We start from the raw sequence: 20679 nt of genomic DNA, 5'->3' as shown, positions 1-20679 counted from the left end.
TCGTAAGCTAAATATGGAACACTTTAAAGGTTATACTGTTAAAGTGGGGTAAATTGAGAAACAAAGCGTTTCTTCCTACGTTGTAAAGGAGGAGACGAACATATGCTACATGTAAACAAACTTGTGGGTAACACTTCTCATAAACAAAGTAAAAAAGAAATGAAAGAACAAATACTGTTACAACAAAATAAAGAGTTGTTAATTGAAATTGCAACAAGAGATGTGAAATCTGTATTTGTTTATTTTAAAACAACAAGAGACGGCCTTTCTATGAAAGAAGCACAAAAGCGCATCCATGTGTATGGGAAAAATGAATTATCTTCAAAACGTACACTTTTGACAGATGTAATCATGAAACTAGGCGGAATGATTCCTAGTTTTACAAAGCAACGTGAGCAGTGTGATGTGGAAACAGTTACTGTGTCTAGAGTAGAAGGAGAGATGAAGCGAGAATCGAAAAGAATCAATCTTCCTGTTGCAGAACTTGTTCCAGGAGATATCGTTTTTCTTTCTGCAGGTGATACAGTTCCAGCTGATGTTCGCATTATTTATGCAAATGATTTATTAGTGGATGAATCTATGTTAACTGGAAAAGAAGCGAATGTAGAGAAATTTGAAAGCTGTTATTATCTTGAACGCAAACGTTTTATTCCATTAAAACGAATGAAAGACTACAACCCACTTCAACTTGAAAATGTATGTTTTAAAGGAACAAAAGTGGTAAGTGGTACAGCGAAGGCAGTTGTTGTTTCAACAGGTAAAAATACGTATCCTGGATTGCTTCATATATGTTGCATGCAAACATCTTGAGTTACGAATGGTGCTAAATATGAAAAAACATTGTATAATAGATGGGTTGAAAAAACGTAGAATGGTAATCTATTTTATATAACCTTACGTGTTAACGTGAGGTTATTATTTTTTGTTAGTAGGAGAGGAATTATGAATAAAGTATTGTTAGTTGATGGAATGGCATTATTATTTCGTGCTTTTTACGCAACAAGTGTATACGGACAATTTATGAAGCGACAAGATGGTACCCCGACAAATGGGATTCATGGTTATATGAAACATTTATTAACAGCGGCGCAAACGATTGAACCAACTCATATTGTAACTTGCTGGGATATGGGCAGTACAACATTCCGAACAGAGTCGTTTTCAAATTATAAAGCAAATCGGGCAGCACCTCCAGAAGAGTTGATACCGCAATTTGATTTAGTTCAAGAAATGACTGCACAGCTATCCATTCCTGTCATTGGTATGAAAGGGTATGAGGCTGATGACTGCATCGGAACGTTAGCGAAAAAGTATTGCAGTGACGCAGAAGTATATATATTAACTGGCGATACAGATTTATTACAGCTTGTTGATACGAATGTTACTGTCATGCTACTTCGCAAAGGGATTGGAAATTATGAGTACTATACACCAGAAAAAATTATGGAAGAAAAAGGGGTAGAACCTTGGCAAATTGTTCACGCTAAAGCATTTATGGGTGATACAAGTGATAATTATCCAGGTGTAAAAGGAATCGGTGAAAAAACGGCGTATAAATTAATTCAAGAATACGGTACAGTAGCTGCGGTATTAGAAAATATTTCATCGTTGACGAAAGCGCAGCGAACAAAAATTGAAAATGATTTAGAGAACTTAAATATATCACTACAATTAGCGGAAATTCATTGTGAAGTTCCTATTTCGTGCTCGTTAGAAGAAAGTGTGCACACAATTGATGAAGGTAAGATGCGCAGTGTTTGTAATCAAATGAATTGGGGCAGACCTGAAATGTTCATAAATATGCTATAAAAAATGTCTGATCAAGTAGAGCTTGGTCAGACATTTTTTGTTAGAATATTTCACTAAGATTCTTGCTTTAATTGTTTTATTCTTTTTTCTCCCCAATCATACATCATTTGTAAAATAGGTTGTAAGCTTTCACCAAGTTCTGTTAAAGAATATTCAACTTTAGGTGGAACTTCTGGATAGACTTTTCTTGTAACAACACCATCATCTTCTAATTCGCGTAACTGTTTTGTTAACACTTTATGAGTAATTTTTGGGAAAAGTTGCTGAATAGCACTAAAGCGCATTGGCCCATGTAGTCCTAGCCGATATAAAATAACAATTTTCCACTTGCCACTTATAATAGATAACGTTAATTCTTTTGCGCAATGAAATTCTTTATTCTTTATTTTTTGTAATACTTCATCACGTAAGTCTTTCCCCATGTTTTTCACCTTCCATTTCGTATCCTAGGGGATACTTTCTATCCTTAAAGTGCATTCTTTTCATATTGTTACATTACATTTATAATGAAAGTGTAGGGGAAAAGAAAGCGCTTTATTCTATATTAACACAATTGGATTTGGGAATCTTAGTATAGAGGGGGAGTATGGATGCAGGAAGTGGGGGAAATGACAAAAAATTTTATTAGTATCTCTTTGGCGGAGGAACCAATCCGTATAAATAGTCGTTATACATTTAGTCTACCGCTATATACGATTGGTATATTATGTATGGAGCTACTTAACAAGGGGTATTTGCAGCTTAACCATAAAGAAGAATTAGAAATCATAAAAGAAAAAACTAGTAATCGTGGGTATGTAAAACATCTTATGGGATATGTGAAGCAGATGCGAGGACGTACGTGTAAAGAATGGATGCATTATTTTGCCGAAAAGACGAAAATAACAAATGATATATTTAAAAGTATTGTGAAAGAAATGAAGGAAGAAGGTACAGTTCGATACCATATGAAAAAGAGCGTTATGAATATGTTTTCACAAGCAAAAATTGAATACGTTACAGGGACAAACTCGTTTGTAGAGTATATGAAACAAGATTCCTTGATGGAAGTAGAAAATAAACTTGAGCTGATGCTGCTATTATGTGAATACGGTGGTGCAGAACGAGCTACTTTACAAAGAGAAAAAGTATATCGGTTCATACAACAAATGCAAGAAGGGGTTTTAGAAGGAGCACAAAGAAAAGTTTTATTTGTGTAAAAATAAATGTGATGAAAAAGGTTCTTCGGATAGGAGAACCTTTTTTGTTTTGCTAATAACTTCTTTAGCTAAGAAAGGTTTTTGAGAATGTGTGCTGTATATAGTTAATATTCATAAAAAACTGCTAGTTTAGGAGGAGAAAAAATGAAAGCGATTACGAAAGATATGTTATTATGGAAACCCTCAAAGCAGCAAATAGAAAATGCAGGTGTCACCTTTTTTATGAAATGGCTTTTAAAAGAGAAAGGTTTATCTTTTAAAAGCCAAACAGAATTATGGGAATGGTCTGTTGAAGAATTAGAATCATTTTGGGAGAGTATTTGGAACTATTGTGAAGTGAAGTCTAGCACACCATATCGTCAAGTTTTAGAATCAAGAAAGATGCCTGGAGCAAAATGGTTCACAGGTTCTACTTTGAATTATGCAGAGCATATTTTTCGACATGTAAAAGAGAATAAACCAGCAATTATTTTTCAGTCTGAATTTAAAAAGAAAACAGAAATAAGCTGGAAAGAGCTACTGGAAAAAACAGCGATGGTAGCCAATTCTTTAAAACGGTTAGGAGTGAAACGAGGAGATCGCATTGCTAGTTATATGCCGAATATTCCAGAGACAATCATTGCTTTTTTAGCGTGTGCAAGCATTGGAGCAGTTTGGTCCAGTTGTTCCCCTGACTTTGGAACGAATACAGTAATAGATCGCTTTCAACAAATTGAGCCAACAATTTTATTTACTGTGGATGGATATGTTTATAATGGTAACATTCAGAATCGACTCGCACATGTAGGGAAAATTCAATCTAGTCTACCTACCTTAAAGCAAACAATTGTCATCCCTTATATGGAAAGGAACGATACGGAATTAAATGGTGCAATGTATTGGGATGAACTCTTGCAAGGCGATTGTGAGCTTATGTTTGAACAAGTTCCATTTGATCATCCTCTTTGGATTTTATTCTCTTCAGGAACAACAGGTTTGCCCAAACCGATTGTTCAAAGTCAAGGTGGAATTTTAATAGAGCAGCTGAAGACATTATTAGTTGAGCAAGGTGTGAATCAAGATGATGTATTTTTCTGGTTTACGACGACAGGCTGGATGATGTGGAATCTTTTAGTAGGTGGTCTTTTAACTGGGGGGACGATTGTTTTATATGACGGTAGTCCATCTTATCCAAGTATACAAATGTTGTGGAACCTTGCAGACGAAGTAGGGGTTACGTTTTTTGGAACAAGTGCAGGTTTTCTTCATGCATGTATGAAGTCTGGAATGAAACCAAAAGAAAAATATCGTTTTTCGAAGTTAAAGGCGATTTGTTCTACTGGTTCACCATTATCTGCTGAAGGATTTGTATGGGTATATGAAAATGTGAAAGAAGATGTATGGCTCGTTTCAACGAGTGGAGGAACAGATGTGTGTACTGCTTTTGTAAGTGGCTCCCCCATCCTTCCTGTTTATGCAGGAAAAATCCAAACGCGTGCTTTAGGAGCCAACGTACAAGCTTTTAATGAGGAAGGAAAGACCGTTATAAATGAAGTAGGGGAATTAGTAATAACTGCTCCTATGCCCTCCATGCCTCTTTATTTTTGGGGAGATCACAATAATTATCGTTATCTTGAAAGTTATTTCGACATGTATCCTGGGATTTGGAGACATGGTGATTGGATTCAATTTGATGAAAAAGGAAGTTGCATTATTTTTGGACGCTCAGATTCTACAATTAATAGGCTTGGTGTTCGCATTGGAACAAGTGAAATATATAGTATAGTGGAGTCATTGGATGATATTGTAGAGGGATTAGTAGTAGATTTAGAACTTTTAGGGCGGAAATCGTATATGCCACTTTTTGTCGTATTACAGCCTGGCATACATATGAATGATGCGTTAAAAGCAAGAATAAAAACAGAAATAAAAGAAAACGTTTCACCGCGGTTTGTTCCTGACGAAATCTATGAAGTGGAACAAATACCGAAAACGTTAAGCGGAAAGAAATTAGAAGTTCCAATTCGGAAGATTTTATTAGGATTTTCACCAGAAAAAGTAGTGAATGAGGGAGCGCTCGTAAATCCAGACTCATTGGATTTTTTCATTGAGCTGGCAAAAATGATGAAGGAGAAAGAAGAAGGAAAATTTCTATAGATCAAGCTGAAAAGCTAAATGTTCCATGACAGTATAAAAACGCGTGCGAATAAAGAAATTTTCAAAGAAAATTCATTCTCATCCTGCATAAAAACATGTATGATAGGAAAGGGACAATTTTTAAATTAGGTGGGAACAGCATGCAGACAGTGCAGGATTATCTTTCATTCTTATATGCAAAAGGGTTCAAGTTATCTGAAGAAGCACAAGGATTTATTAGGTTTGGTCAAGGATATACAGGTGCCTCTGATACAATTGTAAACGCAGCGATTGAGGCGACCATTAAACATCAATTAGAGTTTGATGGGAGTTATTTTGTGGCGCTGCTAGAAAGATTGAAAGAAGAACAAATTACCGATAAAAAAAGCGCAAAGGCTTTTATGCGGAAGTTACAAGCTTAACTTCACGCAGCCTGCGCTTCTTTTTTTACTTTTGCAGGAAGTTCCACAAAAATCATGCCGAGAAAAATACAAAGGCAGCCGAGGATTGCTGAAGTAGATAGTTGTTCACCGGCAACAAGGATGCTTGTTAAAGCGGCGAAGACGGGTTCCATTGCAAAAATAATCGCAACTCTTGTTGAAGAGGTATGTTTTTGAGCTGCTGTTTGAATAAAAAAGGCAATAGAGGTTGCAAATAAAGATGTAGCAAGTAGCGCAAATAAGAAATCGCTGTTCGACCATAAAGAAGTAGAAAATATTTTCTCATAATCCTCAAATAAAAAGGCACAAACAGTCGAAAAGACCCCGACAGATAAGATTTGAGATGTACTTAATAATAAAGGTGATATTTTTTTGGAAAAGACACCGTTGATTAAAATATGGGCTGCAAAGGCAATCGCACAGCCGAGAACGAGTATGTCTCCGATATTAAGCTGAAAGGAGTCAGCAGCAGTTAATAAATAAAGCCCGATTGTGGCAGTGAGAATGCCAAGTAAAACAAAAGGTGTTGCCTTTTGCTTTAAAAAAATGAATGAAAGAATTGGAACCATAATAATGCTGAGCCCCGTTAGAAATCCTGCTTTGGAAGAGGTCGTATAAAGTAGTCCAAATGTTTGCAAAAGATAGCCAACAAATAGAAAGAAGCCTACAATGAGTCCAGCGAAGCTACTATAGTACATTTGTTTTTTTGAAATCTTTTTTGAAAATAAAATTTGAATGAATAATAAAATGATGCCAGCGCATAAAAAACGAATACCGTTAAATGTAAAAGGACCAACAAATGACATTGCATTTTGAACAACGACAAATGTAGCTCCCCAAATAAAGGAGACGAATAATAAAGCAAAAGGAGCAACCCACTCTTTCTTCACATTAAGACCTCCGTTCGTTTTGTAAAATTGCTTTTCTTGCTAGCTCATCTGCAACTTTATTTTGACTGCTTGGAACCCACTTAATAAAGAAAAGCTCAAACTTTTCAATATATGTTAATGCCTCTTGTAAAAGCGGAGCATATGTTTTATTTTTTGCATATTCTTTTTCAATTGCACGTTCTACAAGCTGAGAATCGGTGCGAAAGGATACAATGCTATAATTATGTTCTATACAATATTTTAATGCGATAAGTAAGGCATGGTACTCAGCTTCATGGTTTGACATGATCCCAAGAGGGATAGATAATTGAACCGGTTGCTGAATCCCTTTAATAAAAACACCTGCACCAGAAGGACCAGGATTTCCTTTTGATGCGCCATCAATATATACTTCAATCAAAATAAGATACCTCCGTTAATGAATTGTAAGGCTCCCCGCCTTACTTATCCCTCTATTTGAGGGTAGTAAGACTCCCACCTCAAGATTCAGAGAGAAGCAAGGTAGGGCTGCCCGTAACAGCCCGATTGGTGAGGGCTCATAATCAGTGGGGGATGAAGAAAACCCCCACTGATTAAAGTTTCACTTTATGAGAAAAGCGGGGGAGAACGTTATATATGTACTATCCAATTGTAATGCTATAGCGACATGTAAATGTTTCATTCGCTTGTAAAGACTGAATTCCCTTTTTCTCTTTGAAATCTTTTGCTCGGTTTACTTCATCAGCAATTCCATACCAAGGTTCAATGCAGAGGAAAGGAGCGTCATTTCCGGGTGTCCATACACCGACGAATGGGAAGCCTGTAAATGTTACTTTCACAAATTTATTATGCTTATGAGATCGAATTGCGATTTCATTCGTATTCATATTTTCAAAAATAAGAGCATCATTTTTAAATAAATCATATGTGAGTGGTAATTCTGATGCATGATCTACAATAAGTTGTTTTTCTTTTGAAAGAAATGGTCCTTCTAAAACGCTAGTTTCTAAATATTCTGATCCACGGAATGCGAGATAGTAGTCTGTAAATGATGTACTTTCTACAATCGGGCAATTGAATCCAGGGTGAGCACCAATGGAAAAGAACATTTCTTTCGAAGACGGATTATGTACGTTGTAAGTAACGTGTAGACTTTGCCCCTCGAGTTCATAAGAAACGAATAATTCAAATTCATAGGGATATTTTTGTAACGTTTCTGCATTGCTCGTGACGATATAAGTAATATTTGTTTCACTCTGTTTTTTTATAGAAAAGGTAAGGTCGCGGGCAAAACCGTGTTGTGTTAATGAGTAGGCAGTACCATCTACATAATATGTATGATCGACTAATCTACCGACGATTGGGAATAAAATGGGAGAACGGCGTCCCCAATAGTGAGCGTCTCCTTGCCATAAGTATTCGGTGTTGTCTTCTTTTAAGCGAATGCTTTGCAGTTCTGCACCTTTTTCAGAGATGGAAACGATTACTTTTTCATTTTGAATTGTTGCGATCATGAAGTGAAACCTCCTAAATAGTTCATCGTTTTTATTATACGTTGTCTATAAGAAAAAAGGTAGTAATCTATTGACGGATGGTTAGCTATTGCGTACAATATAAAATTGTTGTGTAAAAACGAATCACGTGGTTCGAAACCATCCCACGTAAAAAAACTAAGGAGTTTTTATGATGAATATTAAAACGTTAGTTGGAAATGGTATTCTTGCAGCTTTATATATTGCTGTTTCCATACTGATTCAGCCATTTGGCTTTACAAATGTACAGTTCCGGGTGTCGGAGATGTTTAATCATCTCGTTGTATTTAATAAAAAATCCATTTACGGAATTGTTTTAGGTGTATTTTTAACAAACTTATTTTTCTCACCGATGATTGCATACGATTTAGTATTTGGAGTAGGACAGTCAGTTTTTGCGCTTCTTGCTACTATTATTTCGATGCGCTTTATTAAAGGAGTTTGGGCACGGATGATTTTTAATACAGTTATCTTTACGATTACAATGTTTATGATAGCGATTGAACTTCATCTTGCATTTGATCTACCATTTTTATTGACATGGCTTACATGTGCAGCTGGTGAATTTGTTGTCATGGCAGTTGGAATGCCAGTTATGTATTGGATCAATAAACGAGTACAATTTGAAAAAATGATGTAAATCATAAAGAAAGAGGCCGCGCCAATTGAAATAGATTGGGCGGCCTTTTTTTACATAAAGTGAAACGTTAATCTTTATCCCGCACCGATTCTACATCTTGAGGTGGGCGCCTTACTACTTTAAAATAGCAAGATAAACGTTTCCCTAAAAAATGAAATGCTCATATAACAAATGGATACCGGATTCATTCGCATATAATACACGGATTTTTGATAAAATATAATAATAAATAAGAAGTCTTCTATAAGGGGAAAATAATATGAAATATAAAATTCATTGGCACTATAAAACAAAACATGGTCTTCAAACTGAGTTAACAACAGAGTATATAAGTATCGAGGAAGCACTTCAACTTGCAGCTGACTTTGAGAAAACTGGACGTGTAAAGACCCTTGTATTTTATGATGAAATGAATGTAGAGTGGACGCTAAAAGAAATGAAAAAGCTCAGTAAACAAGTAGAAGAGGAACCACAAGATATTCATCTTTATTTTGATGGTGGCTACGATATTGAAACAAAAACAGCAGGGATTGGGATATGCGTCTACTATAAAAAGGGAAGTAGTAATTACCGAATTCGCCGCAATGCTTACATAGAAGGAATATACGATAATAATGCAGCTGAATATGCAGCGTTACAATATGGCATACATGTATTGGAAGAGTTACAAGTGAGATATGAAGTAGTTAGACTACGCGGTGACTCGCAAGTTGTACTGCAACAACTTGCTGGAAAATGGCCATGCTACGATGAGCATTTGAATCATTATTTAGATCAGATTGAACAAAAGGCGAAGCAAATGAAATTGAAGCTAATCTTTGAGCCAGTAGCGCGAAAACAAAATAAGGAGGCTCATCAATTGGCGACGCAGGCGCTAGAAGGGACAGCAATCGATAGTCATATAGAAATAACTGGATAGAGGGGTGTAGTGGTGAATAAAAAGCGACTGATTGTTGAGGTAAATGATTTATTAGAGACATATTGTCAAGACTGTTTTTTACAAGAACATAATCGGCAAACGCATAGTAAGTACTACGCCCATTCGTTTTGTATTCGACAATGCACAGTTGGACAACAGTTAAAGAAATATGGAGATCAATTATCATAAAAAACATCCAGAGGTTCCTTTCTCTGGATGTTTTTATCATCTCACTTTTTCCTCTCATGTATAGAATTTAGTGAGAGGGAAGGTTAATGCTTCGCTTCTTGTAATTGATGCTCGCATTGGTCTAATTTTTTTTCTTCATTTCGTAAAAAAGGTTCATCTAAATCCGTTGCAACGGATTTCATAATTTCAAGTTGAGAGCGTGCCGACTCAACTGCATTTGTCGCATGCTCCAGGGATTCTGGGTCCATTGTAATCGTTGCAGAACCTACTAGTTTTTGTGCACTTTCTATGCGGAATTTTACTTCTTCAAAATCATTTACATGTGAGCCCATACTGATTACCTCCTTTGTACTTTCACATTTTACATAGTTTTTGCTCTGCAAAAGGGAAATATACAAAGGAATAATAAAGGAGGCTACCTGTTTGGTAACCTCCTATTATACGTTAGATTAAAGTTTTACTACGTTAGCTGCTTGAGGTCCGCGGTTACCTTCAACGATGTCGAAAGAAACTTCTTGACCTTCTTCTAAAGATTTGTAGCCTTCGCCTTGGATTGCTGTGAAGTGTACGAATACATCGTCAGCACCTTCGATTTCGATGAAACCAAAACCTTTTTCGTTGTTAAACCATTTTACTTTTCCTTGCATGTTACAATTCCTCCTAAAAAACAATTACTTTTTCATTTAGTCATATTCATTTCAAATATTGGCACATTCCCAAAACTAGAAATGCTATATTCTCGAATATTCTGCTAAATGATTAATTTAAATATACACGAAATGGTAGAATTTAGTCAAGTAAGCGGTTTTAAATTTTTGTATTTTTAAATAATTTTTTGCCCAAATTTCTTATATTTTGAATGAAACAAAATACGTAGGAACTGCATTGAATCCAACTTTTCTTTATTATTTTGGGATCCCATTTTAATGGAAAATAAATTCGTTGTTTTTCTTCATGTGTTTCGATAGGAGAAATGCGTGTAAGTACTTCTGTTATAGTATGAGAGTAGTTTTCAATCGTTTTTTAGTGTAAAACAAGGAATTTTGCAGCAGAATATAGAATATATTGTAAGAAGGCTTCGGTGTTTTTTTATAGCGGATTTTTTCCTTGCAATGTATAATCCTTACGTTTTATTTTAAGGGATATGTGAGAGGAAGCTGAACTTATGTTGTTCATACAAGATTGAAGGGGAGATTGTTATGTATCGAACCATTATTCATGGAAAAGAAATCATTATTACATTAGGTCCAAAAATTCGAAAAGAAGTGACCGACAGAAATTCGTTATATGAAGCTGTACTTCAAACTGCAGAAAGACTATTACAAACAAAGCAACCAACGTTTGCAGTAAATCATGATGAGTTTGGACTGATTATTGGTGAAGTGCAGAGAGGGGAAGTAACGGTTTTTGCGGTTGAACATATTATTCCGAAGCAAAATATATTTGGCCCAAAGAACTTTTTGTCTACAATGAATCAGCAAGCAAATTTGTAATATCATGTGAATACGATAGATAAGAGAGCAGTCGTAACAGTAGTTACGGCTGTTTTTTCTGAGAGAGGGGGAAATGAAAAGAATTGTTAAGAAATTCTTTTTACAACATGATCCATGTAAGTATGTTTGGATTTTATTGCGAAAAAATATAGTAGAAAATTGTAGCAATATGACAGAAAATGTCTACTGAAAAATCTTTGCAGCAAAGAGGGGATTGTCTAAAATAAGTATAAGTTTCTGAATATTTATAAAATTTAGTTTTTAAAAATGGAGAGGAGAATGAGAAATGAAACGAGAGGATAGTTCGGCGCGTCAGTTGCAAAGAGAGATAAATTATACAGAAATTGTACAGTCAACTGAATTTCAAGCATTGTTAGAAAAGAAGAAGAGATTTATTATTCCGATGAGCATCTTCTTCCTTAGTTTTTTCATTGCCTTACCGATTTTAACATCTTATTCAACAGAGTTACATACAAAAGTGTTTGGTGATGTGACATGGGCGTGGATTTTTGCTTTTGCTCAATTTGTTATGACGTGGGCGCTCTGTATGATTTATAGCAAAAAAGCTGAATCATTTGATGAAATTGCTCAGAGAATTCATCACAATATAAAAAAAGGGAGGGAATAAAAGTGAATACGACGGCATTTATACTGTTTTTAATAATTGTGCTTGGTACGCTAGTGATCACGTATTTTGCCTCGAAAAAAACGAAAAATGCGAGCGAGTTTTATACAGCTGGCGGAGGGTTAACAGGTTGGCAAAATGGACTGGCTATTGCTGGTGATTATATGTCAGCTGCCTCATTTCTTGGAATTGCCGGAGCGATTGCCTTAACGGGATTTGATGGCTTTTTTTACAGCATTGGTTTTCTAGTTGCTTATTTAGTCGTGTTATATTTAGTAGCTGAGCCCCTGCGGAATTTAGGGAAGTATACGCTAGCGGATATGATTGCAGCACGTTTTGATGCGAAAAAAGTGCGAGGCATTGTGGCGTTAAATACAATGACGATCTCCATTTTTTATATGATTGCTCAATTGGTAGGAGCAGGTGCACTTATTAAATTATTGTTAGGGATTGAATATACAACGTCAGTTTTAATCGTTGGGACGTTAATGACAGTATATGTTATTTTTGGGGGCATGACAGCAACGAGCTGGGTACAAATTGTAAAAGCAGTATTACTTATGGCAGGTACATTTATTATTTCAGTCATTGTATTTGCCAAATTTCATTTTAGTATAACGGAAATGTTTGCCCAGATGAAAACAGCAACACCGCTGAAAGAAGCGTTCTTGCATCCAGGAGTGAAATATAAAGATGGACTCGATACACTTTCTCTAAATTTAGGACTTGTTCTTGGAACAGCAGGCTTACCTCATATTCTTGTGCGCTTTTTTACGGTTCGTGATGCAAAAACAGCACGTCAGTCTGTAGTATGTGCAACATGGTTAATCGGTGCATTTTATATTATGACGATTTTTCTTGGCTTTGGTGCAGCTGCATTTGTTGGAAATGCAGCGATTGTGAAGGCGAACCCAGCAGGGAATATGGCAGCGCCGCTATTAGCAAAAGCGCTGGGCGGAGATTTCTTATTTGCCTTTGTTTCTGCCATTGCATTTGCAACGATTTTAGCCGTTGTAGCGGGACTTGTTTTAACAGCTGCTTCAGCTTTTGCTCACGATTTTTATAATGAAATTGTTCGCAAGGGGAAAGCGACCGAGAAAGAACAAGTATCGATGGCGCGCTATGCATCACTTGGTGTAGCTATATTGTCGATTATGTTGGCGCTATTTGCTCAAACGCTCAATGTTGCGTTCTTAGTTTCCTTAGCCTTTGCGGTTGCTGCAAGTGCGAATTTACCCGTTATTTTATATACGATTTATTGGAGGCGTTTTAATACAACGGGTGCTATTTGTGGAATGCTTGTTGGATTAATTTCAGCCATTGTTTTAGTGGCATTTAGTCCAAATGTGTGGAGCCCAGAAGCCGGAAAAGCAATTTTTGTTGGTGAGGCGTTATTCCCTTATACAACACCAGGAATTATTTCTATCCCACTTGGGTTTTTAGCGGCTTACTTAGGAACAATCTTTTCCAGTAGGAAAGAGGATAAAGCGAAGTTTGATGAAATTCTTGTTAAATCTAATACAGGATATGGCGTGAGTGATATTTCTGGTCATTAAACGAAAGAGCTTTCCGATTTGGGAGAGCTCTTTTTTCATTTTAAACGCTGGAATGGGTAGGATTTGTATCGTTCATGTGGAATGAAGATAAGCAGGAAGTTTTAACTCATCATGGCACCAGTACAGATTGAGAAAGAATAAGTTGTTATGGAAGGTGGAATGTATGGTGAAAATGAAGCAAACAGATGCACTGCTTGTAAAGGATGAAAAATATGTTTGGCATGGCATGCGACCATTTAGCCCGAAAGGAATAATGGTTGGAGCGAAAGCAGAGGGGTGCTGGGTAGAAGATATAGACGGGAAAAGGTATTTAGATGGAATGAGTGGTCTTTGGTGTGTAAATAGCGGATATGGGCGAAAAGAGCTTGCTGAGGCGGCTTATGAGCAATTGCAAAGATTATCCTATTTTCCAATGTCACAATCGCATGAACCTGCGATCAAGCTTGCTGAAAAATTAAATGAATGGTTAGGAGGAGAATATGTTATTTTCTTCTCTAATAGTGGTTCGGAAGCAAACGAAACAGCATTTAAAATAGCAAGGCAATATTATGCCCAAAAAGGGGAAGCATACCGCTATAAATTTATGTCGCGTTATCGCGGTTACCATGGAAATACGATGGCAACGATGGCAGCGACAGGACAGGCGCAGCGTAAATATCAATATGAGCCATTTGCTTCAGGCTTTTTACATGTAACACCACCAGATTGTTATCGAATGCCAGAAATAAAATCGCAAGATATTTATGATGTAGAGTGTGTAAAAGAAATGGATCGTATTATGACATGGGAATTAGGTGAAACGATCGCTGGATTTATTATGGAGCCGATTATTACAGGTGGTGGCATTTTAATGCCGCCGCAATCTTATATGAAGGCTGTGCATGAAATTTGTCAAAAACATGGGGCTTTACTTATTAGTGATGAAGTCATTTGTGGTTTTGGCCGGACTGGAAAAGCATTTGGTTTTATGAATTATGATGTGAAACCTGATATTGTGACAATGGCAAAAGGGATAACAAGTGCATATTTACCATTGTCGGCGACAGCGGTAAAAAAAGAAATATATGAAGCATTTAAAGGGACAGGGGAATATGAGTTTTTCCGTCATATTAATACATTTGGTGGAAACCCCGCAGCTTGTGCACTTGCACTCAAAAACTTAGAAATTATGGAAAATGAAAATTTAATTGAGCGTTCTGCACAAATGGGAGCTCTCTTGTTAGAACAGTTAAAAGAAGAACTTGAAGATCATCCTTTCGTCGGAGATATTCGAGGAAAAGGGTTGCTTGTTGGGATTGAGTTAGTTCGTGATAAAAAGACGAAAGAACCGATTGAGGATGAGAAAATTGCAAGCGTAGTGAATGGTTGTAAAGAAAAAGGATTAATCATTGGACGAAATGGGATGACAACAGCAGGCTACAACAATGTGTTAACGTTGGCACCACCGCTTATTATTTCAAGTGAAGAAATTGCTTTTGTAGTGGGGACGCTGAAAACAGCAATGGATTGTATAAAATAGGAAACAGCAAGCCGTTGTTTGGCTTGCTGTTTTATGATGAATACTATGCACTTTGTTTTAACTGCTTATCTTTCACACCGAAAGAGTACTTCAGCATTGGGGGTGTAATCATTGTTGTCAAAATAACGACGATTACAATGGCTGTAAAGTAGTCTTTTGCTAATAATCCAGACGTTAATCCTTGCCCGGCAATAATAAGAGCAACCTCCCCGCGTGAAACCATACCAGATCCAATGATTGTAGAGGACTGTAAATCAAATCCTGTTATACGTGCCCCAAATCCACATCCGATCAGTTTTGTTAAAACAGCAATTACCGTTAAGGCTAAGATAAACCATACTTTATCTCCAATACCTGCAAATGTAATGTTCATGCCAATACTTACAAAGAAAATAGGAACGAACATTGCATAGGCAATTGGTTCTACTTTCTTTTCAACTTCATGTTTATAATCTGTTTGAGAAATCGCGATACCTGCTGCAAATGCACCGATAATACCTGCAATTCCTAATATTTCACCGAAATACGCAAATGCAAAACAAATAATAAGAGCTGCGCTAATAATAGATTCTGAGACGCGCAGTGGTGATAACCAGCGCATAATCATTGGAACGCCTTTCCAACCAATTAAAATAATAGACGCAAAGAAGACAACTTTCTTCAAGACAACCATTGTTAAGTTTACATCATCAGCACCTAAGAAACTCATTGCAAACGCTAATAAAATCACAACTAAAATATCGTCAAATACAGCTGCGCCAAGCATCGTTGTACTTTCGCGTGTTTTCATTTTCCCTAAATCTCTAAGCGTTTGGACAGAAATACTTACGCTCGTTGCGCATAGTAGGAGGCCTAAAAAGACTGCGTTTGCTTGATCCATACCCATTACAAGACCAGCTACATACCCACCTACAAATGGAAGAATAATCCCCCCAACAGCAACTGCAAAAGAAGAATTGCGATTTTCATTCAGTTCTTTTAAATCCGTTTCCAGTCCAGCCATAAACATAAGAAGGATAACGCCGACTTCACTTAATTGTGTAAGTAAATCTGAGTTATTTACCCACCCTAATACCGCAGGACCGATTATAATACCGACAAGTAATTTTCCAAGTACAGACGGTTGCCCGAGCCTAACACTTATATCCCCTGCGATTTTTGTACTTAATAAAATTAAGGCAATTTGAAAGAAAAATTCCATCTCATCTCTCCTTTTCGTGTTTTGTTTTATATAACGATTTCTCGGAATTTGCTTAATGTAAGATTGTATGTACACATCAAACAAAGGTTCTAAATACAGGTTCTTTTGAACTTGTAATTTGAACCTGTAACAAATATATAATACATTTTCAAAAAAATCAATGTTAATTTAAAAGATTTTCATAGTTTTCATGATTTGGTGACATCATCTTTTTATGAAAAATTCATGTTCTTCTAGGTATGGAACGTCTTTTCATAGCAGATAATAATCCTTAAATGGAATGGTTTTATAAAAAGGATACTATGCTTATGTAGATGTCCTTTAATAGGTGGAAAAGGAGGATATTGAATTTGAGCATGTCAGAAAATACATTATCAATTTTTGCGTTAGGCGGAGTGAACGAGATAGGAAAAAATATGTATGCTATTCAATATAAAAATGAGATTGTAGTAGTAGACTGTGGTTCTAAATTTCCGGATGAAAGCTTATTGGGCATTGATCTTATTATTCCAGATATTACATATTTACAAGAAAATAAAGAAAAAATTCGGGGGCTCTTTGTTACACATGGACATGAAGATCATATTGGGGGGATACCGTATATATTAAAACAATTAAACATCCCTATTTATGCAAGCAAATTGACGCTCGGCTTAATCGAACTGAAATTAAAAGAACATCACTTACAAAATCAAACGAAACTGATTATGATTGACTCTGAATCTGAAATTGAGTTGGAGACAATGCGTCTTACTTTTTTTAAAACAAATCATAGTATTCCTGATTGTCTCGGGATTGCATTTCATACAGAAGAAGGAACAGTCGTACATACAGGGGACTTTAAATTTGATTTAACACCTGTAAATGAGCAATACCCAGATATTCATAAAATGGCAAACATTGGAGAAAAAGGAGTGCTAGCGTTACTTTCTGAAAGTACAAATGCAGAGCGAGCCGGATTTAGCCCCTCAGAGCGCTTGGTAGGTGAACGGATAGAAGAAGCGTTTCAGAAAGCACCAAGAAAAGTGATTCTCTCTACTTTTGCTTCGAATGTGAATCGTGTACAACAAGTAGTGAAAGCTTGTATAAAAACAAATAGGAAATTGGCGTTACTAGGAAGAAGTATGGTAAATGTAGTATCTGTCGCAATGGAGCAAGGATATTTAACGATTCCTGAAGGAATGTTAATTGAAGCGGATGAAATCAATAGGTTAGATCCAGAGAAAGTAGCAATTCTCTGTACAGGTAGCCAAGGGGAACCGATGGCAGCACTTGCTCGTTTAGCTAGTGGAAGTTATCGTCAAGTGGAGATTTTGCCAGAGGATACTGTCATTATTGCGGCAACGCCTATACCTGGAAATGAACGTAACGTGTCACGTATTATTGATAATTTATTTGTGTTAGGTGCCAATGTGATTTACGGTACAGGAAGTTCGACAGGGATGCATGTGTCCGGGCATGCATATCAGGAAGAATTAAAATTAATGTTAACTTTAATGAAACCGAAATATTTTATTCCGATTCATGGTGAATTTAGAATGTTACACCATCATAGTTTGTTAGCAGAGTCTGTTGGGGTTCAAAAAGAGAACATTTTTATCATTAAAAATGGGGATGTAGTGGATATAACGAAACAAGTCGCCTATCAATCAAGAAGGATACCGGCTGGGAACATATATGTAGATGGACTTGGAATTGGCGATGTAGGAAATGCTCTTTTGCGTGATCGCAAACAACTTTCGGAAGATGGTATGCTTGTTATCGTAATTACTTTGAGCAAAACAGACGGAGAAATGATCTCAGGACCAGACATTATTTCACGCGGTTTCATATATGTTCGTGATTCGGAAGAATTTCTTAAGGAGATCAATCAATCCGTTGTAGAAACGATTCAGCGTCTGCAGCAATCTTATGTGGGCCAATGGTCGATTTTGAAGAAGGAAATAAGGGAAAAATTAAGTCAATTGATATATACGAGTACAAAACGAAAACCAATGATTCTTCCGATTATTATTGAAGTGTAATGAATTGTGGAGAAACTGAATCCCGCTTTCAAAGGAGGAGAGGGGGGATAAAGAAACAGAATGCAGCATAATAGAAATCCCCTTTCTATATTAAGGGGATTTTTCGTTTTTGAGGCTAATGGCAAAAGAACCATCTATTTCTTGAACAGAAGCAAATGCGATGCCTTTTATTGTATCAAATCCTTTTGCTTTTAATTCTTTTTGTAGCCAATCTACATTTTTATGAATTAGTTTTAAATTGTCATATTGAATTTGTTCATCAACAATAACTGCTACTGGTAAGCCGGCGTATGTAACATCCATCTGTATATCTTTTGGAGTAAGTGGGATCAGTTCTCTTTTTGGTAAAATACTAATGGAACCATTTGCCTCTAAAATTGCATATTCAATATCACTGACATTTGGATATCCAGCTACTCTTAAGTTAGAGAGTAGTTCTGCAATCGGATATCTGCTTTCTTTTAAGTTTTCAAATAAAATATTTCCATGTTTGATGAGAAGTGTTGGATGTCCAAGAATAAAAGGGTTCAGTTTGTTTAACAAACTAAGCTTTGTAATGAGAAGGTGGAGAAATGTAACAATTATAATACCCGTAATGGCCTGAAATAGGTTGTCTATTTTAATTGCTCCGAAAGCTAAATAAGATAAAAAGATGATAGCGCCAAAATCATGCGGTGTGAGCTGTGCTAATGCTGATTTTCCTAATAGTTTAATCGCTATAATAAATAATATATATAAGAAAGTTACTGTACTTAAAAAAACAAACAACGTTGACACCCCTTAAGACAAATTTGCATGATAAATGGTATACACTTTCTTTACTATGCCCTGCACAGATGATAAATATTACATTTTGAGATTTGATTTATTTTGTTGGGATTTTATATATGAAAATATTAGTAATAGCATTATAATGAAAAAATAGAAAAATAGGAGATTAATAAATGTTAACAAAGAAAAAAGGTATAAAATATAGCCTGATTACAATGTTCATTGTCATTGGTTATATAAGTTTCTTGCAGTACGAAATATATAAGTATGGACATATGGAAGTGAAAAATGATGCAGACTATATGATTGTACTTGGAACGAGTGTGAAAGGAAGTAAACCATCATATGCGTTACAATATCGAATCGATGCAGCGGCGAGCTATTTAAAACAGAATGATAGAACAATAGTGATTCTATCGGGAGGCCAAGGAAAGAAGGAACATATTTCAGAAGCATTGGCAATGAAACGTGGACTTATGAAACAGGGCATCTCAGAGGAAAGAATGATACTGGAAGATCGCTCGACAAATACAAATGAAAATATTACATTCTCTAAAAAGCTGATTCCACCAGATCGAAAAAAGGGCCTTCTCGTTACAAATGATTTTCATATGTTTCGTGCTAAAAAAATTGCTGAGAAACAAGGCTTACATTTAGAAGGGCTTTCTGCTAGAACGCCAAAATCAATTGTCATCAAATCGAATATTCGAGAATATTTTGCAATCACAAAATATTGGGTATTGAACCGAATATAATATTTTATTATGATGTCACTTTACTTGGAAGGGAAAAGTAGTTTTTGTTACAATTCAGGTATTAATTTTTCATTAGGAAGAGGAGCGATTTTGATGAATGAAATGATACAGAAAATGAAGAGTCATACGTCAGTACGAAAATATAAAAACGAATCGATTCCTAAAAATATAATAGAACGAATGGTACAGGCAGCTCAGCATGCAGCATCATCTCATTTTGTTCAAGCGTATTCTGTTCTCTATGTAACAGATGAAACATTAAAAGCAAAGCTAGCAGAGTTATCTGGAAATCGACATGTGCAACATTGCGGAGCATTCGTTGTTTGTTGTGCGGATTTAAAACGTTTAGAAATTGCTTGTGAGAAACATGGAGCAGAGATGAAACATGATAGCGTAGAAGATTTTATCGTTGCTACAGTAGATGTATCATTATTTGCTCAAAACTTAGCACTTGCTGCAGAATCATTGGGATATGGTATTTGTTATATTGGGGGCATTCGAAATAACCCAGAAGAAGTGAGTGAGTTACTTCATTTACCAGATAAAGTATATCCGGTCTTCGGGATGACAATTGGAGTGCCAGATCAAGAACGTGAGGTAAAACCGCGCTTGCCAGTAGAAGCCATTTTACATGAAAATACATACGATGTAGCGAAATATGAATCACTATTAGAAACATATGACGAAACGATGAGTGCATATTATAACGCCCGATCTACCAATCAAAAAAATGTAACATGGACAGAATCAATGAGCACATTCATGTCAAAAGAAAAACGAATGCATATGAAGGAATTTTTACATAAAAGAGGTTTGAATAAAAGATAATGTGATATGAGCCTGTCTCAAAAGGATAGCTTTATAAATGTCAGGTCTATATTTTGGAAACCTTGTAACAATCATTTTAAACGTGGATTAGGTTCAAATCCAGCGATTTTAAATCATAAATTTACTTTAAAAGTTAACGTCCCTACTTTAGGAGAAATGCAACAATTAACTATTCCATTTTACTGTATGTATCCT

At 36.0% G+C, this 20679-nt stretch carries 23 protein-coding genes and 1 riboswitch; of the genes, 15 read left to right on the top strand and 8 right to left on the bottom strand.

Annotation, left to right across the window (positions count from 1 at the left end):
- The first annotated feature begins 102 nt into the window (after nt 1-102).
- Nucleotides 103-810, top strand: coding sequence for a P-type ATPase actuator domain-containing protein (locus MR063_RS05655; RefSeq protein ID WP_242195090.1), 708 nt, complete (start codon nt 103-105; stop codon nt 808-810).
- Nucleotides 811-942: 132 nt separating this feature from the next.
- Nucleotides 943-1809, top strand: coding sequence for a 5'-3' exonuclease (locus tag MR063_RS05650; protein ID WP_242195087.1), 867 nt, complete (start codon nt 943-945; stop codon nt 1807-1809).
- Between the two features lie 53 nt (nt 1810-1862).
- Here the strand turns inward: MR063_RS05650 and MR063_RS05645 are convergent, their stop codons facing one another.
- A complete protein-coding gene (locus MR063_RS05645; RefSeq protein WP_242142713.1) occupies nt 1863-2231 on the bottom strand; it encodes a winged helix-turn-helix transcriptional regulator in 369 nt (122 codons plus the stop codon).
- 168 nt (nt 2232-2399) lie between these two features.
- Here MR063_RS05645 and MR063_RS05640 point away from each other — a divergent pair, with 168 nt between their 5' ends.
- From MR063_RS05640 to MR063_RS05630, 3 genes are all read left to right on the top strand, one after another.
- Nucleotides 2400-3008, top strand: coding sequence for a hypothetical protein (locus MR063_RS05640; protein ID WP_242195085.1), 609 nt, complete (start codon nt 2400-2402; stop codon nt 3006-3008).
- Between the two features lie 144 nt (nt 3009-3152).
- Nucleotides 3153-5144 (top strand): acetoacetate--CoA ligase, encoded by a 1992-nt coding sequence (locus MR063_RS05635; RefSeq protein ID WP_242195082.1) that lies wholly within the window; start codon nt 3153-3155, stop codon nt 5142-5144.
- Between the two features lie 140 nt (nt 5145-5284).
- Entirely contained in the window at nt 5285-5545 is a 261-nt protein-coding gene (locus MR063_RS05630) for a DUF6123 family protein (protein ID WP_012093808.1), read from the top strand.
- Nucleotides 5546-5547: 2 nt separating this feature from the next.
- Here the strand turns inward: MR063_RS05630 and MR063_RS05625 are convergent, their stop codons facing one another.
- The 3 genes from MR063_RS05625 to MR063_RS05615 form a co-directional block, all read right to left on the bottom strand.
- Nucleotides 5548-6453 carry a DMT family transporter gene (locus MR063_RS05625; protein WP_242195079.1) on the bottom strand — a complete coding sequence of 302 codons (906 nt, stop codon included), beginning with the start codon at nt 6451-6453 and terminating at the stop codon, nt 5548-5550.
- A 1-nt stretch (nt 6454) separates the two neighbouring features.
- Nucleotides 6455-6853, bottom strand: coding sequence for a reverse transcriptase-like protein (locus MR063_RS05620; protein ID WP_242195077.1), 399 nt, complete (start codon nt 6851-6853; stop codon nt 6455-6457).
- A 220-nt stretch (nt 6854-7073) separates the two neighbouring features.
- Entirely contained in the window at nt 7074-7946 is an 873-nt protein-coding gene (locus MR063_RS05615) for an aldose 1-epimerase family protein (RefSeq protein ID WP_242195073.1), read from the bottom strand.
- 121 nt (nt 7947-8067) lie between these two features.
- A riboswitch (PreQ1 riboswitch) is annotated at nt 8068-8112 on the top strand.
- A 6-nt stretch (nt 8113-8118) separates the two neighbouring features.
- Between MR063_RS05615 and MR063_RS05610 the strand changes: the two genes are divergently transcribed.
- The 3 genes from MR063_RS05610 (at nt 8119) to MR063_RS05600 (ending at nt 9712) form a co-directional block, all read left to right on the top strand.
- On the top strand, nt 8119-8604 hold the full coding sequence (locus MR063_RS05610) for a QueT transporter family protein (RefSeq protein WP_242142719.1): 486 nt from the start codon (nt 8119-8121) through the stop codon (nt 8602-8604).
- A gap of 259 nt (nt 8605-8863) precedes the next feature.
- Nucleotides 8864-9523 (top strand): ribonuclease H family protein, encoded by a 660-nt coding sequence (locus tag MR063_RS05605; RefSeq protein WP_242195070.1) that lies wholly within the window; start codon nt 8864-8866, stop codon nt 9521-9523.
- A 12-nt stretch (nt 9524-9535) separates the two neighbouring features.
- Nucleotides 9536-9712, top strand: a complete 177-nt coding sequence (locus MR063_RS05600) for a zinc-finger domain-containing protein (RefSeq protein WP_242142721.1) — start codon at nt 9536-9538, stop codon at nt 9710-9712.
- Nucleotides 9713-9795: 83 nt separating this feature from the next.
- On the opposite strand, the gene MR063_RS05595 is transcribed toward MR063_RS05600, so the two are convergent.
- Complete coding sequence (locus tag MR063_RS05595; protein WP_242195067.1) at nt 9796-10044, bottom strand: DUF2564 family protein; 249 nt, start codon at nt 10042-10044, stop codon at nt 9796-9798.
- 117 nt (nt 10045-10161) lie between these two features.
- Nucleotides 10162-10359 (bottom strand): cold-shock protein CspD, encoded by a 198-nt coding sequence (gene cspD, locus MR063_RS05590; RefSeq protein ID WP_012093819.1) that lies wholly within the window; start codon nt 10357-10359, stop codon nt 10162-10164.
- 552 nt (nt 10360-10911) lie between these two features.
- Between cspD and MR063_RS05585 the strand changes: the two genes are divergently transcribed.
- From MR063_RS05585 to MR063_RS05570, 4 genes are all read left to right on the top strand, one after another.
- Nucleotides 10912-11205: a cytoplasmic protein gene (locus MR063_RS05585; protein WP_242195062.1), complete on the top strand. Its 294-nt coding sequence runs from the start codon at nt 10912-10914 to the stop codon at nt 11203-11205.
- Between the two features lie 286 nt (nt 11206-11491).
- Nucleotides 11492-11833: a DUF485 domain-containing protein gene (locus tag MR063_RS05580; protein ID WP_242195059.1), complete on the top strand. Its 342-nt coding sequence runs from the start codon at nt 11492-11494 to the stop codon at nt 11831-11833.
- 2 nt (nt 11834-11835) lie between these two features.
- Complete coding sequence (locus MR063_RS05575; protein WP_242195056.1) at nt 11836-13386, top strand: solute symporter family protein; 1551 nt, start codon at nt 11836-11838, stop codon at nt 13384-13386.
- A 163-nt stretch (nt 13387-13549) separates the two neighbouring features.
- A complete protein-coding gene (locus MR063_RS05570; protein WP_242195053.1) occupies nt 13550-14905 on the top strand; it encodes an aspartate aminotransferase family protein in 1356 nt (451 codons plus the stop codon).
- Between the two features lie 43 nt (nt 14906-14948).
- Here the strand turns inward: MR063_RS05570 and MR063_RS05565 are convergent, their stop codons facing one another.
- Entirely contained in the window at nt 14949-16106 is a 1158-nt protein-coding gene (locus MR063_RS05565; RefSeq protein ID WP_242142727.1) for a cation:proton antiporter, read from the bottom strand.
- Nucleotides 16107-16462: 356 nt separating this feature from the next.
- Between MR063_RS05565 and MR063_RS05560 the strand changes: the two genes are divergently transcribed.
- Complete coding sequence (locus MR063_RS05560; protein ID WP_396021820.1) at nt 16463-18130, top strand: ribonuclease J; 1668 nt, start codon at nt 16463-16465, stop codon at nt 18128-18130.
- A gap of 90 nt (nt 18131-18220) precedes the next feature.
- Here MR063_RS05560 and MR063_RS05555 read toward each other — a convergent pair whose 3' ends face one another.
- On the bottom strand, nt 18221-18898 hold the full coding sequence (locus tag MR063_RS05555) for a DUF421 domain-containing protein (protein WP_242195046.1): 678 nt from the start codon (nt 18896-18898) through the stop codon (nt 18221-18223).
- 176 nt (nt 18899-19074) lie between these two features.
- Between MR063_RS05555 and MR063_RS05550 the strand changes: the two genes are divergently transcribed.
- Complete coding sequence (locus tag MR063_RS05550) at nt 19075-19656, top strand: YdcF family protein (RefSeq protein WP_242195042.1); 582 nt, start codon at nt 19075-19077, stop codon at nt 19654-19656.
- 93 nt (nt 19657-19749) lie between these two features.
- The gene (gene nfsA, locus MR063_RS05545; protein WP_242195038.1) at nt 19750-20484 is read left to right on the top strand and encodes an oxygen-insensitive NADPH nitroreductase; all 735 of its coding nucleotides are present in this window, start codon (nt 19750-19752) and stop codon (nt 20482-20484) included.
- The last annotated feature ends 195 nt before the right edge of the window (nt 20485-20679 follow it).

Source organism: Bacillus cereus group sp. BfR-BA-01492 (assembly GCF_022662815.1).
Taxonomy (GTDB): Bacteria; Bacillota; Bacilli; order Bacillales; family Bacillaceae_G; genus Bacillus_A; species Bacillus_A cereus_BD.
This window is presented reverse-complemented; position numbering and strand designations above follow the sequence as displayed.

Bases quoted from the DNA above. Each gene is read 5' to 3' on its own strand.
- MR063_RS05580 (WP_242195059.1), top strand. From the start codon at position 11,492: ATGAAACGAGAGGATAGTTCGGCGCGTCAGTTGCAAAGAGAGATAAAT.
- MR063_RS05655 (WP_242195090.1), top strand. From the start codon at position 103: ATGCTACATGTAAACAAACTTGTGGGTAACACTTCTCATAAACAAAGT.
- cspD (WP_012093819.1), bottom strand. From the start codon at position 10,359: ATGCAAGGAAAAGTAAAATGGTTTAACAACGAAAAAGGTTTTGGTTTC.
- MR063_RS05605 (WP_242195070.1), top strand. From the start codon at position 8,864: ATGAAATATAAAATTCATTGGCACTATAAAACAAAACATGGTCTTCAA.
- MR063_RS05610 (WP_242142719.1), top strand. From the start codon at position 8,119: ATGAATATTAAAACGTTAGTTGGAAATGGTATTCTTGCAGCTTTATAT.
- MR063_RS05585 (WP_242195062.1), top strand. From the start codon at position 10,912: ATGTATCGAACCATTATTCATGGAAAAGAAATCATTATTACATTAGGT.
- MR063_RS05635 (WP_242195082.1), top strand. From the start codon at position 3,153: ATGAAAGCGATTACGAAAGATATGTTATTATGGAAACCCTCAAAGCAG.
- MR063_RS05570 (WP_242195053.1), top strand. From the start codon at position 13,550: ATGGTGAAAATGAAGCAAACAGATGCACTGCTTGTAAAGGATGAAAAA.
- MR063_RS05630 (WP_012093808.1), top strand. From the start codon at position 5,285: ATGCAGACAGTGCAGGATTATCTTTCATTCTTATATGCAAAAGGGTTC.
- MR063_RS05565 (WP_242142727.1), bottom strand. From the start codon at position 16,106: ATGGAATTTTTCTTTCAAATTGCCTTAATTTTATTAAGTACAAAAATC.
- MR063_RS05595 (WP_242195067.1), bottom strand. From the start codon at position 10,044: ATGGGCTCACATGTAAATGATTTTGAAGAAGTAAAATTCCGCATAGAA.
- MR063_RS05560 (WP_396021820.1), top strand. From the start codon at position 16,463: ATGTCAGAAAATACATTATCAATTTTTGCGTTAGGCGGAGTGAACGAG.
- MR063_RS05550 (WP_242195042.1), top strand. From the start codon at position 19,075: ATGTTAACAAAGAAAAAAGGTATAAAATATAGCCTGATTACAATGTTC.
- MR063_RS05645 (WP_242142713.1), bottom strand. From the start codon at position 2,231: ATGGGGAAAGACTTACGTGATGAAGTATTACAAAAAATAAAGAATAAA.
- MR063_RS05650 (WP_242195087.1), top strand. From the start codon at position 943: ATGAATAAAGTATTGTTAGTTGATGGAATGGCATTATTATTTCGTGCT.
- MR063_RS05640 (WP_242195085.1), top strand. From the start codon at position 2,400: ATGCAGGAAGTGGGGGAAATGACAAAAAATTTTATTAGTATCTCTTTG.
- nfsA (WP_242195038.1), top strand. From the start codon at position 19,750: ATGAATGAAATGATACAGAAAATGAAGAGTCATACGTCAGTACGAAAA.
- MR063_RS05615 (WP_242195073.1), bottom strand. From the start codon at position 7,946: ATGATCGCAACAATTCAAAATGAAAAAGTAATCGTTTCCATCTCTGAA.